Annotated in this window: 11 protein-coding genes; 3 read left to right on the top strand and 8 right to left on the bottom strand. The window is 59.9% G+C overall.

Annotated features, from left to right (window positions below):
• The first annotated feature begins 20 nt into the window (after positions 1–20).
• Entirely contained in the window at positions 21–443 is a 423-nt protein-coding gene (locus ACLD1Y_RS03300; protein ID WP_429475433.1) for a hypothetical protein, read from the top strand.
• A 66-nt stretch (positions 444–509) separates the two neighbouring features.
• Here ACLD1Y_RS03300 and ACLD1Y_RS03295 read toward each other — a convergent pair whose 3' ends face one another.
• The 5 genes from ACLD1Y_RS03295 to ACLD1Y_RS03275 form a co-directional block, all read right to left on the bottom strand.
• Positions 510–1,775, bottom strand: a complete 1,266-nt coding sequence (locus ACLD1Y_RS03295) for a type II toxin-antitoxin system HipA family toxin (protein WP_429475431.1) — start codon at positions 1,773–1,775, stop codon at positions 510–512.
• Positions 1,768–2,085, bottom strand: coding sequence for a helix-turn-helix domain-containing protein (locus ACLD1Y_RS03290; RefSeq protein ID WP_429475429.1), 318 nt, complete (start codon positions 2,083–2,085; stop codon positions 1,768–1,770). Before ACLD1Y_RS03290 ends, ACLD1Y_RS03295 begins: the two co-directional genes overlap by 8 nt.
• Positions 2,086–2,254: 169 nt before the next feature.
• Positions 2,255–3,277: a hypothetical protein gene (locus ACLD1Y_RS03285; RefSeq protein ID WP_429475427.1), complete on the bottom strand. Its 1,023-nt coding sequence runs from the start codon at positions 3,275–3,277 to the stop codon at positions 2,255–2,257.
• Positions 3,274–4,296, bottom strand: a complete 1,023-nt coding sequence (locus ACLD1Y_RS03280) for a hypothetical protein (protein ID WP_429475425.1) — start codon at positions 4,294–4,296, stop codon at positions 3,274–3,276. Before ACLD1Y_RS03280 ends, ACLD1Y_RS03285 begins: the two co-directional genes overlap by 4 nt.
• Positions 4,289–9,445, bottom strand: coding sequence for an AAA domain-containing protein (locus ACLD1Y_RS03275; RefSeq protein WP_429475423.1), 5,157 nt, complete (start codon positions 9,443–9,445; stop codon positions 4,289–4,291). The genes ACLD1Y_RS03280 and ACLD1Y_RS03275 overlap by 8 nt, the downstream gene beginning before the upstream one ends.
• A gap of 233 nt (positions 9,446–9,678) precedes the next feature.
• Here ACLD1Y_RS03275 and ACLD1Y_RS03270 point away from each other — a divergent pair, with 233 nt between their 5' ends.
• Positions 9,679–9,996 (top strand): hypothetical protein, encoded by a 318-nt coding sequence (locus tag ACLD1Y_RS03270; protein WP_429475422.1) that lies wholly within the window; start codon positions 9,679–9,681, stop codon positions 9,994–9,996.
• Positions 9,997–10,549: 553 nt separating this feature from the next.
• Positions 10,550–11,152, top strand: coding sequence for a cysteine hydrolase (locus ACLD1Y_RS03265; protein WP_429475420.1), 603 nt, complete (start codon positions 10,550–10,552; stop codon positions 11,150–11,152).
• Here the strand turns inward: ACLD1Y_RS03265 and ACLD1Y_RS03260 are convergent.
• From ACLD1Y_RS03260 to pstB, 3 genes are read right to left on the bottom strand one after another with little or no spacing between them, the layout of a single operon-like run.
• Positions 11,142–11,735 (bottom strand): hypothetical protein, encoded by a 594-nt coding sequence (locus ACLD1Y_RS03260; protein ID WP_429475418.1) that lies wholly within the window; start codon positions 11,733–11,735, stop codon positions 11,142–11,144. The genes ACLD1Y_RS03265 and ACLD1Y_RS03260 overlap by 11 nt on opposite strands.
• Positions 11,735–12,433, bottom strand: coding sequence for a hypothetical protein (locus tag ACLD1Y_RS03255; RefSeq protein ID WP_429475416.1), 699 nt, complete (start codon positions 12,431–12,433; stop codon positions 11,735–11,737). Before ACLD1Y_RS03255 ends, ACLD1Y_RS03260 begins: the two co-directional genes overlap by 1 nt.
• Positions 12,434–12,464: 31 nt before the next feature.
• Positions 12,465–13,226 (bottom strand): phosphate ABC transporter ATP-binding protein PstB, encoded by a 762-nt coding sequence (pstB, locus tag ACLD1Y_RS03250; protein WP_218187290.1) that lies wholly within the window; start codon positions 13,224–13,226, stop codon positions 12,465–12,467.
• Positions 13,227–13,272: the final 46 nt, after the last annotated feature.

Genomic DNA, 13,272 nt, shown 5'->3' with positions numbered 1-13,272 from the left:
TACCTGGATCGAGATTAGCCATGCCGTTGGATACTCACCGTTTTACCGTTCACGACATCAGCCACTTTCCGCTCTGCGTCATCCGCAACGACGTGGTCGTACCGGGCTACGGCGCACAGTGGCAAGCCGAAATCGAGGCCATCATGGCCCATGGCATACCCTTCGTGCTGATGTACCTGGAACCTGGGGACGACGAAGCCCACGCCGACCGCAAGCTGCGCAGCCTGTGGTTGAAGACGCACAAGGAGGCCTTTGGGCGTTTGTGTATCAGCTTGATCAGCGTGCTTGCCGATGAGGCGCGCCGTGGGCATTTCGATGCCATGGGCAAGATGGGCGAACAAGCCTTTGGCATTCGTTATGAAACCGCGGCGACGCAGGCTGAGGGTGAGGCGCTGGCACAGCGGCGCATTGCGCAGTACGGCGCGGGCCAGGCGGACAACTGACGAGCTATAGCGAGGCTGCGAAGCCGGTGGAATTGGCAAGTCGGGCCTGGGCCACCGCCATCGCATTCAGTTGCGGCGCAACCCCGCCACGTTCTGATCGATACGGGCTTGAATAGTGCGCAAGGTCTCTGGAGTAATAGCGTCTGGATAGAGGCTCACGGCGATGGTTGCAAACCGGCTCGCCACCTCACAACAGCCGTCAATCACTCGGCCAGCAACCTCCAAGGGCACCTCGGCCTCCTCGGCAAGCCGAAGCATTTGTGCGCGGGAAATCGCCAGGGCCTCACCCATCACATCCATCTGGTGATACCCGCCTGGTCCCTCACAGAAGGTCACGTCATAGGCGGGTGCCAGTTGCCACTGACCGTCCTGCGACATGATGTAGGCGAAATTTTTCGGATGATCGTCTCGGTTGTTGAACGCGACATTGAAGACGGCCCGTTCGAAAGCCAACGCCATTTCCCGTACGTCGTTGGTGCACATCTGCGTAGCCCGCAAGAAGTTGACGTAATCCAGTACCCCTGGCGATCGGTAGTTGGCTCCCGTAAAGGCTGCAAGACTTTGCATAGGTATGCGCAGCCCTCCCCGGCGGTCAAATCGCTTGCTGGCAAAAGCCGCCAGCCCATTGGGCAAACTGAAGTACTGCGTGTCAGGCGTGTGGATACCACACTTGCGCAGGCATTCGGCGTAGACCATTTCGATAGCACACACCTCAGGATGCTCTTCTCTCGCCGGGAACTTGACCAACCAAGGCTCAAAGCCTGGTGTGGCGACAGTGGTAAACGCGCTGGTTTCGGGATCGCGATAAACCAGCGCCTTAGGCCGCGCGCCTTGAGGCGAACCGCCCACCAGCAGCAACGTCTGCAGGAACTCGCCACCGTTCCCATGGAGCACTTCCTGCACTTCGAGGGCAAGCAGCTCCAGCGGGACATGGACTTCAGATGCCTGCCCTTCGGGTGCTACGGGTTCAAATGTCAGGGCTCCCATCGCATTGTTACCGATGTAGGCCAGCCGCTCCAATGCGCCGATGCGCGCGATGGAGAGACCGCGGCGCCTGAACAGACGGTCCATCAACAACATACCCCAGCCGTCCGGCAGCGCGTCATAGACCGGTCCCGGCAAGTACAGTTGGTGGTCTGGAAAATCTCGGCGCAGCTTTGCACCCTCCAGCGGCAACCTGTAGGAGGACAGTTCGAGACCTCTTTGCCTGGCCTCATTGCTGTACTCGAACACAATCAGCGGGCGACCCGTTAGGGCGGTGGTAGATACCAGCGTGCCCCACTGCCATCGCTCACCCCAGCCGTCGTAGAAGACGTTCACCTGCTCAAGCATTGTCGGGTTTCTTCTTTATGCGCAGGCGATTGGCACTGTGTTCGTAGCGACGAATATCCTCGATACTTTCCAGCTTCGGCAGAAAAAGCCCTTCGAGTTCCTTGGATCGGCCAAGGGCAATCGCCACCCGGACAACGCTCTCGAACCCGACATTGCGCCCGGCTTCAAGGTTGGACACGGTATTGGTGCCAATACCGGCACGTCCGGCCAAATCGGCCTGTGTCATGCCCAGCGCCAAACGCTCTGTGCGCAGGCGACCACAGAGGCGCTTGACGATCTCGCCCGGCTTGCTAAAGCTTAAATCCAACATAGCGTACGCCTAGCCCGTTTTTTACTAGTCAAGTCACAAAATTATAGAATTACGCGCCTATTTCATCAAGCAATGTAATTCTTTTATATTGTGGCTTATATCTGAAAAACGCACTGTAATTACTTTTTAGTGTGGCTTATCTTCCATAAACCCGTTTTCCACGGATTAATCAGGCCCGGCAAATGACCGGGCGCATCCAACCATCGCGGTTTCTGGTGCGCAACCACAGGTGCACCTGCGCGTGATCAGCGTGTTGTGGCTCGGCATCAACGGCAATCAGGCAGTTTCCGGCATCAATCGATTTGCCCATCAAAATATCGCGCTTGATCAGGACCGTGTCGCCATCGCCTGGTAGTTCGTAGCAACCGTCAAGGGTCGACACGAACCACTGGCGCTGGAACCGGGTGATGCCCAGAGGCTCAGCGGGTACTTGTGCGATGGTGCGGGTCACGTCACCCGCGACGCTGACCACCGAACCGCCCGCCGCAATGGCCCACAACTCCCCTCGCGGACCTTCGACACCGGCAATCATATTGATGAACGCTCCCGCCTCCCTCGGCCATGGTCCATCCATTCGCTGCCAGGTCCCGTCCACCGACCGACGCAGGATCAGGCCCGCATACCCTAGCGCGTATATCGCGTCTTGGGTCTGGACAATGTTGTTGATACCACCCAGCGTGCCGAGGATGTGATCATCGTGTTCAAGGCGAGCAACATCGCCCGATGTCCAACGATACAACCGGCGGCTGAACGTACCGATTAACAAGCCATCGCTCGCCCAACACAGGCATTCAGCAAGCTCGACTTTCTGGCCATCCGGGGCCAGATAACCGAGCGTGCGGGAGTACCACCCATCGCGCGCGTTGAGCTGTGGATGGGGCGCAACCTGCCGCCATCCAGCTACCTGCCCAAGGTCGGTGTTGGTGATCAGCTCATCTTCACTGGTGATCGCCCAGACTTGGCCGTCGCCATCACTGACGATGGCCTGGATGGCATCCGGTACCCAAACCTGTGGTTGCAGGCGTAAGTGCGCACCGTCCAGTTCCCCCCTGATAATCCAGGACGCTGTATGACCGCTTTCGTCCGACACGTGCACGGCAAACCAGGGAACTCCGGCGGCCATTGTCAGGTCGGCGAGCTGGTAGCGCCGGGCGCCATGGGCGAGCGTTAATTCGTTTAAGTTGTCGCTCATGTCACAGGCACCGGTTGTTGGGTCACTGTAGAAGGTACGTCGTAGAACAAAGGCAACTCCCTGTCCATGGTCCAGCCGGCCGCCGTGTAGAACTCACGCGCCTCAATCAGGAGCACCATGGCGACAGCGCGGCCGACGCTTTTGCGTTCATTCCACGTCATAAATCCTGCCTGCGCCAAGGCAAAGCCTTTAACGTTGAAACGTTTGAATTCATCCGAGTTGGCAAGGCCACTGTTCCTGACGGCCACGTCTACGCCCAGGTCGGCCGTGGTATAGACGTGGGTCATCCACTCAAGCACATGCTCCAGATACTCGCCGGTCGTTGGGTTTTTTGCAGGTAGGGTCGGGTCACCGCGTAGTAGTTTTCGTGTGTTTTTTTGAGCATCCGTCACAAACTTGTGCTGCGATCCTCGGTTCTGTGAATCCTGCATGAACGTCGCGTAGCTCTGGTCAAGGCTGAAAGACTGTCCCCTGTGCAGTGACCCTCGCAGTGCCTTGTCGGGGATCAAGTGATCGGCATCGTAGCCACGGTAGATATTCAATACGTGGGCGTTGGCCGCGGACTTGACCTGGGAAATGATTTTGTAGCCGCCCGCCAAGGTGGGCATGCGCAGCATTTCGCGCATCGCTTGCTTGGTGCTGGCATCGAGCGCGTCGGTGCGCCAGTCGAGCGCATTGATTTTATTGGCCAGCGCGACCGTGGCTTCGATTTCCGCACGCAGCACATCCGCCTGTAGTGGGTAAGCCGCTTCAATAACGCTGGGCCGCAGGTCCGATACGCTGTACGCCGGGTTGGACAGGATTCTGGAAATCACCTCGCGCGCTTCACGCTCACTCAATGTGTGCCCGTCAGTACGCGGGTAGGTAATGCCCGCGACGTCGAATGAGTCAACGAACGTGTGCTGTTGCGCTAGGTGCGCAGCGACGAACGCCGCCTGGGCAACCGCGTCGGTGGGGTCGCGCAATGCGGCCTCATAGGCGTTTCGCATCAAGGTCATGGCGGCAAAACTGCTATTCATCGGCACTGCCCTCCGCGCGCGGGGACGACGCATTGCCCCGTACCAGATCATCGATGTGCTTGCCGAATGTCGATGGCCGCCCGTGTCCACGCGCTTGCATCCACGCCAATAAATGATCGACGGTTGGCTCAAGCAGCGAGCGGGTGCGTATGCCGTGGTCTTGCACCAACACTTGCAAGCGAGGGCTTTGCGCATCGAGTACTGCCTCCATTTCTGCCGGTGCCCAATTGCGCGTGTGCGGGGCCAGGCCATCGGGGTCCAGCGCAAACCAACCGGGGTAGCTGCCCGGCTTTCCAGTTATCACCTCGACACCAATTTCAACCTGCCGGACAGCCGGTTTACCCGGCCACGTCAGGGGGTAAATCCGGCGCACAGTCTGAAACTGCCCATCGCGCAGGGAGGAGGCCAGCATCAGTTTGGACATCAGGTCGTAGAGTTGCTGCTGCCTCGGGGTGAGCGCGGCCATCTTGGGGCTGTCGGCCGCCAGGCCGATGTCCAGAGGCACCAGTGCGCCGTGGGCACCACTGCGGCCGCCGTCCGACACTGGATGGGCTTGCGCGCCAGGCGCAGGATCATCTTCGTGCTGCTCGACCTCAGCCGGTGAGGCTGAACCGGCAGGTGCCCCCCACGTATTCAGCTCGACGGCGGGCTGCTGGGAAAACAGCGCGACCTCAGCGCCTTGCGCATCGACCGTTGGTGCATGGGGGCCCGCAATCGGCTGCGCGCCGCACTGATCATCAAACTGCGCTGCCCAGGTGTGCACGAACGCAAGGTAGTCCGCCTCCCCGGCATCCGGCAATTGGGACAGGTAAGTCAGTGCATCGTCGAAGGCCATCAACAACGCATTGGCGCTGATTGTGTTCAGCCACGGGTTGTTCAGCACCTTATCTGCCTGGCGCCGTCCGATCTCGGTCAGGAACAGGCGCCCCTGAGCATCCAACGCAGCCCAACCCTTGTCGTTCGTTGCGGGCTCTGGCTCGTCCTGCCCCTCGCGCATCTCATACAATTTTTGCAACGTGCTCATGGTGCTCGACGGCATCCAGCCAAATCGCCTGAACGCCTCTTGCAGGACCAGGTTAGTGCCCAGATTCTGAGCAGGTGCCAGCAGCAAGTCCTCATGCTCAAGCAGGCAAGGTGTCGGCGAAACCTCCGCGTCGCTCAGTTGCTCGATCAAGGTGTGAACGCTCTCTTTGCGGTCACTGCCCCACGCGCGCCAGGCATCGCTGCCGCGCCGCACCATCAAGCGAGCCGGCACAAGGGTTTCGTTCACCTTCAGGTTTATCGCGACGCCCAGCCGTTTACCGGGTAATCCCGGGGAGTCACCATGGCCCGCCAGTACCCTGAGCAAGGGCCCCTTGACCCGTCCGCCCCCGACAATACCGTGACGCATGTAGACCGAGCCGATGAGGTTATCCAGCACCCGCTGGGCAATAGCCCCATACGCCAAGCCCATATTCAAGGCTTGGCAAGCGCTGGCGGCTCGTTCGTCGGCAGTGGCACCCACGACCTGCACACACCGGCCCTCCTCAAATGATCGGACCATTTCGGGTACGGTCAATGCATGAAACCTCACCCTACGCACCCGCTGGATATGCATGAACCACGGTGCGTCCTTGAGTACCTGGATCATGTGCCAGGCAATCGCCTCCCCTTGGGCATCATCGTCAGTCCCCAACACCAGCTCCGTGCATTGCAGTAAACGGCTGCCGGTATTGCGTAGGGACGCCGCCAGGTCACTGCCCTCGCGCTCGCTTAATTGCCAGTGCGGTTTGAGCCCATCACGCCAACTGATCGCACCAGGGCCTGGGAGGTCACGAATATGCCCGCCGCAGCCGAAGACCTGAGTACCATCGGGTACCAGTTCTTGAATGATTTTCGCCTTGTGCAAGGATTCGACAACCATCAGCGTGGCGGGACCGAGCTTGCACGCTGGCACACGCGGGGCGCAGGTAAGCCGCTCATGCTCTGGCTCACGCACACCGGCCAGGCATCGCCCCACCACCGCTGAAGGCAAATCGTTGTTCGGGTCCATCGCCTGCTGGGAAAAAAACAGGTCCGAATGGCCAAACAAAATGAAGCTTTTCTGCGCACGACTGATCGCCACGTTGAGCAGGCGCCCATCGTCACGGTCGATAAACACCCGCTCACGATGATTGGTGTCGGTTCGACGGCTGGCGCGGCTTTCCCGATTCACGGCACTGAACAGCACCACAGGTTTCTCCGCTCCTTGAAGGGTATGAACCGTACCGATGGTCAAGCGCTCACTCAGGTCAGCGTCACCAGGGTCGAGTTCTTCGCGCACCCGACGCTTTATCGCTTCGACCTGCCCTCGAAACGGTGTGACCACCGCGACAAGCTTTTCCAACCCTATCGGCTGCTCCGGATGGCCTTCGACCCTGGCGGCCCACTTCGCCAGGCGCGGTCCGTACTCTTTAAGCCAGTCCACGATGGCCTTGGCTTCTCCAGGGTTGGACCATGAGTCGCCTTTGCTGGGCTCATCGTTTGGGCCACCGGTCTGATAAAACCCAAGCGGCGGTAGCGGGAACGTTGCCTTCATGCGTTTGCGCACCTGCATTTCAGCGTCGCCCTCGAGCACGGGCAACTCGGCATCCGCGAACAGCCCTGCCTGCGGGTTGGGCACTTTGGGTTCCAACTCTTTGCTGAGCAACCCACCTTCGGCATCTCGGTCGTGATCGTGGTACAGCAAATCGATACACACGTTGATGATCGACTCTGCACAACGGTAGTGCTCCCGCAAGAGCAAGCCGTCCCGTAGCCGTCCATCCGGCATGGCCTCGGCAAAGGATGCCCCGGTTGAGGCCAGCCTCATGATTGAACCCGTGGCGGAGTCCGCGCCACGCACGCGCAAGGCGCCCAAAACCGACGGATCGGTCCAACGGTCCTGCACCTGGCGCGCATCGACCTCGGGTGTTACCGAAGACACGGGTGAGAGCTGCTTCATATCGCCGACCACCACGGCTTTTTTAGCCAGGCTAAGCACCGGCACACCCAGCTCCGGCGCAGCTTGCCCCGCCTCATCGATAATCAGCAAATCCAGGAACGCGAACAGCGGCCTGCGGCCCTCTCCCAGTAACCGCGGGGCGCTATGCAAGGTGGCGACAATGCACGGGAACAGCATGGCTGCGCGCCTGAGTGCGTTCTTGCGGCTGCCAGGCTCGGGGGTTGCGATCACACTGGCCAGCCAACGCGTCTCCCAGTAACGCGCGGCCAACTGGAAAATAATCGGCCGCCACACCACGTCCAGCAATTTCTGCTGCTGCGCCTGGCGCGCCTCGGGGGTGGAGGCAACACGCAACTGCGCAAGGATGTCGACGGCCCAGGAAGATGCCCATGCCTCACTGGGAAAGCGCGCAGCCAGTTCACCGGGCTCGATCAACGCGTCGATGTCAGCCTGGCGCTCGATTGCCGAGGCCAACCCACTGCGCAATACCTGGGTCAGCGTGTTCAAGTGCTCGCAGAGGGTCGACGCTGTAGGCATTGTCGTAGCACTCTTCTGCACGAGACGGATACAACGCGTGGTATCACTGACTTGGTGTTTTTGCTCAATGGTGAACAACGCATTGAACAGCTCTGGCAGCTGGCGGAAGGCATCTTCAAAGTGCCGCGCCAACGCAAGGGCTGCCGCAACACCATCTTCGTAGGATTGCTTGAGACTGGAGGACCCGACACCCAAGGTGCGCAACTGCTTTTGCCGGATCTCAAGCGTGGTGAACTTGCTGCGATGGGTTTTCCCCTTGGCCTTGGACGGTGCGCTGGCGGTGAAGCCCAATAACGGCTTGCCCGTAGGGTCCAACCAACGACGTGCCAGGGCATGCTTCCTGCCTACGGCACCGTTGAACGTGCCCATCACATTCTCGACACTCTGGTTGGTCGCCCCGCAGACAAACGTGACGGGGCAATCTTCGCGGTTATCGTAAGCCGCCAACACCCATTGGTTGGCGATCATCGCACGCAGCATGGCCGTCTTCCCGGTGCCCGGCGGTCCACTGACCGCTACCACCCCGGCCCGCTCACCCAACCGGCCGAGGGCGTGCAATGCGCGGCGTTGCGATTCGTTCAAGGGGTCTGCGCCACGATTGACGTCTGGGTTGTCGAGGTGTGTGGCCTTATCGACCATGGCTACGTGCCGGATCGTCACCTGCCGCGCTGCCATGCCACCTGCCTGGACAGCCGAACGGTGTCGTCCCGCGCCTACGAGCTGCTCCAATGCGCCGATGGACGGCGCATTGGGGATCGCTTCATACACGTTAGCGAGCGCACGTGTTGCATAGCCAGGCTGTCGCGGCACCGCAACCCATTGCCCCGTGATCGGCGCCATTCCCGTCTCGCCCCCATCCGCTTGAACGCGGGCGAACAAGGTAAAACAGGCCTCGACATAACTGCTCAGATTGGCGCTTTGGCTCAACGTCGCAAGAAATAGCTTGAGCTCGTCGCGATAGCAATCGAAGTGGCCAATGGCCGGCGGCAGGTCGTTGGCCGCCATCAGTGGCTGCGGTTCAAGCCATTGGCGGACCACACGCGGCCGGCAATCGTTGGGGTCGCGTGGCAGGCATATTTGGTTTTTGTCGTTCAGGTCGAAAGGAAACCAGAACGCGATATTCAGCCGCTCGGGCTTGAGGCGGTTTTTTTTCGCCCCCTGCGCAGGCTTTTTATCCGGGTCGGGCCACGTGACCTGGACCTCATCGCTTGATGATGTGGTTTGATGGAACACCAGCGCCATGGGAATGCGCGGATCGTCATCCGGTTCGTCCGCCTCCTGCGCACCCTCTACGTCGTCCTCTGACGCTTCAAGCGCCTGCGCGTGCTGTTTGCGCCGGGCCTCTGCGGCACGCTCGGTGAGAATGCCCAGCGCCAGCGCCGGGCGCGTGCCGAAACCAAGATTGAAGTCGGGCCAGGCCAGTCTCGCGTAATTTTTCAACGGAATGCGAACATCGGTGGCTTGCATGCCACCCAAGTCATCGGCAATCAGCGCTTTGTGCCAGTAGTCCAGCACATTCGCGGGCAAACTCGCGACGGGGCCTGTTTGAGGATCCACCGCCATCGGGCGCAGAACCTGTTCCTTGGAAACCGGTACAGCAGCAAAATCCTTGCGTAACCGCTTGCTCAAGTCCATGAGACGCCTAAACATTTCTTACACCCTATAAATCCGAACGGCATACGAAAAATGGCTCGTAGCGGCCAACGATGATGGCCTATTGCCTTGATCACTGCAATTCAAGCCGGATACGTATAGTTAACGAGTGACCAGTTCAATGCTATACAGCTCGTGTTTAGGTCAAACGCACCGTCAACCACCCGAGACTTTACCCGCCCATGCACGGACGCCCCCTCCTCATCGCCCTACTCCTCACCAGCACGGCCATGGCCGCAGAACCCTCCCGCTACACCTACGACGAAGCCCCCACCGATGGCTTCATGTACGCCGTGCGCTATCAACAAGCCAAATTGGCCTGTGGTTCGCTGCCCGAAGATCTCGAGGCGGACTATGCTAAAGCGATGCAGCTAACCGGCGAGGCCAGCCCCGCGTTTCAAGCCAGCTATGCACAGCGCTTGGCGACCCCACCAAAGTGGCACAAACCGGCGTCGCCAGAAGAGCAGGCACTTGAGTGCGAACAAAGCCAGCACACCTTGCGCGTAACGGTGCAGCTCGCCCGGCAATGGTTTCCCGGTGGCTGGTAGCTACGTGTTTTAACCCAGTGATAAAGCTCTGGCTCTGCTCTGCTCTGGCTTTTGATTTGGCTTTTGATCTTGATCTCAGGCGCCCCGTTAACCACGCTGGCCGAACGCAGGCTTGAATCCGTGGGTAACCCGGCAGGACGCCGGGTTAGCCGCGCTGGGCCAAGGATGGCCCATCGCGGCGGCCCACGGATTCAAGCCGGAGTGAGGGCACACCGAGCCTAGGCGAGGTGCCGAGTGGTGGGGCAAGAGCCCTTTGGTTACTTTGGGGCTCTTTTCCAAAGTGACCCGCCGTAAGGGCGGAACCCATATCAGCCGTTACCCAAATAACGGATATGTACACCGAAAGACCGCTATCGCAGGCAAGCCAGCTCCCACATTTTGGCGGTGTACACCCGATAAAACTCGGTCGTTTGATAGGCCCTCTTCGCGAGCAAGCCCGCTCCCACATGAGAGCGATGTACACCCAATAAAACTTAGTCGCACCGCCGCTCCCACAAGTCCGGCGCACCACTCAAAGTTGTCTAGACACCTACCCACAGACCGGAGGTCCAAGATGAACCCACACAGCACCGCCCTTGTCCTGATCGAGTTCCAAAACGACTTCACCACACCCGGTGGAGTGTTTCATGACGCGGTCAAAGACGTCATGCATACCGGCGACATCCTGGCCAACACCGCAACCACGGTGCAGCAGGCACGCAAGCTGGGCGTGAAGATCATCCATTTGCCGATCCAGTTCGCTGAGGGTTACCCGGAACTGACCACGCGCGACTATGGAATATTGAAGGGTGTGGCCGATGGCAGTGCTTTTCGCACCGGCAGTTGGGGGGCCGAGATCACCGAGGCTGTGGGCCGCGAGGCCGGCGATATCCTGGTAGAGGGCAAGCGTGGGCTGGATGGTTTTGCGACGACAGGCCTGGACCTGGTGCTGCGCAACAACGGCATCCAGAACCTGGTGGTGGCGGGTTTTCTGACCAATTGCTGCGTCGAAGGCACAGTGCGTTCAGGCTATGAGAAGGGCTACAACGTGGTGACCTTGTCCGACTGCACGGCAACCTTCACCAGCGAACAGCAGCAGGCCGCCGAGCAATTCACGCTGCCGATGTTTTCCCAGGTGCTGCAACACACACAGTTTCTGGAAAACCTCAGCCGTTAAGGGTGATTCCCGAATAGACCGGCGCAGGCACCTTGTGCCGGCGCGGTTGCTGTTGCCAGGCAAGCTGCGCTTGCACCCGGGCGACAGCTTCCAGGACTTTTTGCGCCCATTGCTCATCATCCGGACGCACGACAACCACGCGGAAACCGTGGTCGTAACCCTCGAGTTGCACGCCTTCGGAGTCGTCCACGTGCAGATCGATATCAAAGGCCGTCGGCAGCTTCGAAGGTGCGTTCGACAACCCGCGCGCCGCCAGTGCATGGCCATGGCGCACACTGTTGACCACGCCGTCGACGTGGATGCCGTACAGCAACAACCAACGGCGGATGTAGGCCGGTGTACGCCCGGAAGAGGTATACACCCAGATACTGCAATTTTGCCGACGCAGCTCGCGGATCAGGGCGCGGGTGCCATTGCGCAACGGCTCGCCCAGCCAGCGGTGCACGCATTCCGGCAGCTTGCTGTCTTCAGCGGCGCTGTGGTGCGGCTGGCAGGCCAGGGTGTCGTCGATATCAAACGAAATACGCACGCGCTGTGGGTTGAGCACGTTCTTTACGGTGTCGAGCACTGGATTGCTTCCCATCAGTGGCCACCCTGGTACACGGGCGCCGGTGTGTCCCTGAGGAAAAATTGCTCCGGGTCAGGCGCGTTATCTTCCAGGAACGCTGCGTATTTTTTCTTGATCTTGGGCAATTCGTACAAAGCCTTCACACCATGCTTGGCGGAGTTGCGAATAACCGAGGACGGGTTGAAGTAGCCCTCGGCGTTGTCCAGCGTCAGCACAAACGGTGGCAGCCCCGCACGCATCAACAAGTAGCTGACGATCAGCGACCCACTGCGGTGATTGCCTTCAATGAACAACTGCGGCTTGCTCAGGACGCGCACATAGACCCCGGCAGCGCGCTTCCACACCGACTCGGCGTGGTGCTTGCAGTACCAGTTGTGCAGATCCTTGATGCCGCCCTCGACATTGTTGAAAAAGTGCACTTCCGTCGCCGCCAGGTGCTGGGCGTATTCCAGGCGGCGCGCCGGGTCATTGCCGCACAGCACAGTGGCGTTGATCTCCAGCATCAGGTTCAGCTGCTGCAGGTCAAACAGGTCGACACCCCGCGCGACATACTCGTCAATCAGGGCATAGCCTTCAAGCACATTCTGCAACACCTCGTCGGTCAAGGGGTCGCGTGGCTCGTCAAAGTCTCGGCTCAGCGCGGCAAAACGGCTCTGCACCTCACGCAGTGCGCGCTCAATCGCGGTCAGGTCAAGGCGACGGGTTGCAGTCATTGGCAGTCCTGAAAAACGATGAATGGTTGCATCAGCTGAATTTGCCGCTGATGTAGTCCCCGGTCATTTGCTCACGTGGGTTTTCGAAGATCTGGGTGGTTGGGCCCATCTCCACCAGGTAACCGGTGCGGGTGCCCTGGGAAATATCCACCGAGAAAAACGCCGTGGTATCGGCCACACGGATCGCCTGCTGCATGTTGTGGGTCACCAGGGCGATGGTGTAGTCCTTTTTCAACTCCACCATCAGCTCTTCAACGCGGCGGGTGGCGATAGGGTCGAGTGCCGAGCAGGGTTCGTCGAGCAACAGCACTTCTGGCTCGGTGGCGATGGCGCGGGCGATGCACAGGCGTTGCTGCTGGCCACCGGACAGCGACAGGCCGCTGACCTTGAGCTTGTCTTTGACTTCATCCCACAGCGCAGCGCCTTGCAGGGCGTGCTTGACGCGGTCGCCCAGGTCGCCTTTGTAGCGGTTCAGGCGCAGGCCAAAGGCCACGTTATCGAAGATGCTCATCGAGAACGGGTTGGGCTGCTGGAACACCATGCCGATGTAGCGACGCACCACCACCGGGTCTACGCCCTTGCCGTACACGTCCTGGCCGAGGAAGTGCACATGGCCCTCGAAACGAAAGCCCTTCACCAGGTCATTCATGCGGTTGAGACTACGCAGCACGGTGGATTTGCCGCAACCGGACGGGCCGATGAAACCGGTGATCTTGTTCTTTTCAATCGGCACGTGGCTGTCACGCACGGCCATGAAGTTGCCGTAGAAAATCTTGTCCAGCTTGCAGTCCATGACCACAGGCGACTCGGTGATAAACGGAGCGGCTATTTGCGCAGTA

The organism is Pseudomonas sp. 18175 (assembly GCF_050432925.1).
Classification (GTDB): domain Bacteria; phylum Pseudomonadota; class Gammaproteobacteria; order Pseudomonadales; family Pseudomonadaceae; genus Aquipseudomonas.
The sequence above is the reverse complement of the archived record's forward strand: the minus strand, read 5'-3'. Positions and strand labels throughout refer to the sequence as shown.

Excerpts from the sequence above, each read along its gene's own strand:
- ACLD1Y_RS03280 (WP_429475425.1), bottom strand. The coding sequence starts at position 4,296 with ATGAATAGCAGTTTTGCCGCCATGACCTTGATGCGAAACGCCTATGAG.
- ACLD1Y_RS03275 (WP_429475423.1), bottom strand. The coding sequence starts at position 9,445 with ATGTTTAGGCGTCTCATGGACTTGAGCAAGCGGTTACGCAAGGATTTT.
- pstB (WP_218187290.1), bottom strand. The coding sequence starts at position 13,226 with ATGGACTGCAAGCTGGACAAGATTTTCTACGGCAACTTCATGGCCGTG.
- ACLD1Y_RS03300 (WP_429475433.1), top strand. The coding sequence starts at position 21 with ATGCCGTTGGATACTCACCGTTTTACCGTTCACGACATCAGCCACTTT.
- ACLD1Y_RS03290 (WP_429475429.1), bottom strand. The coding sequence starts at position 2,085 with ATGTTGGATTTAAGCTTTAGCAAGCCGGGCGAGATCGTCAAGCGCCTC.
- ACLD1Y_RS03255 (WP_429475416.1), bottom strand. The coding sequence starts at position 12,433 with ATGACTGCAACCCGTCGCCTTGACCTGACCGCGATTGAGCGCGCACTG.
- ACLD1Y_RS03285 (WP_429475427.1), bottom strand. The coding sequence starts at position 3,277 with ATGAGCGACAACTTAAACGAATTAACGCTCGCCCATGGCGCCCGGCGC.
- ACLD1Y_RS03260 (WP_429475418.1), bottom strand. The coding sequence starts at position 11,735 with ATGGGAAGCAATCCAGTGCTCGACACCGTAAAGAACGTGCTCAACCCA.
- ACLD1Y_RS03270 (WP_429475422.1), top strand. The coding sequence starts at position 9,679 with ATGGCCGCAGAACCCTCCCGCTACACCTACGACGAAGCCCCCACCGAT.
- ACLD1Y_RS03295 (WP_429475431.1), bottom strand. The coding sequence starts at position 1,775 with ATGCTTGAGCAGGTGAACGTCTTCTACGACGGCTGGGGTGAGCGATGG.
- ACLD1Y_RS03265 (WP_429475420.1), top strand. The coding sequence starts at position 10,550 with ATGAACCCACACAGCACCGCCCTTGTCCTGATCGAGTTCCAAAACGAC.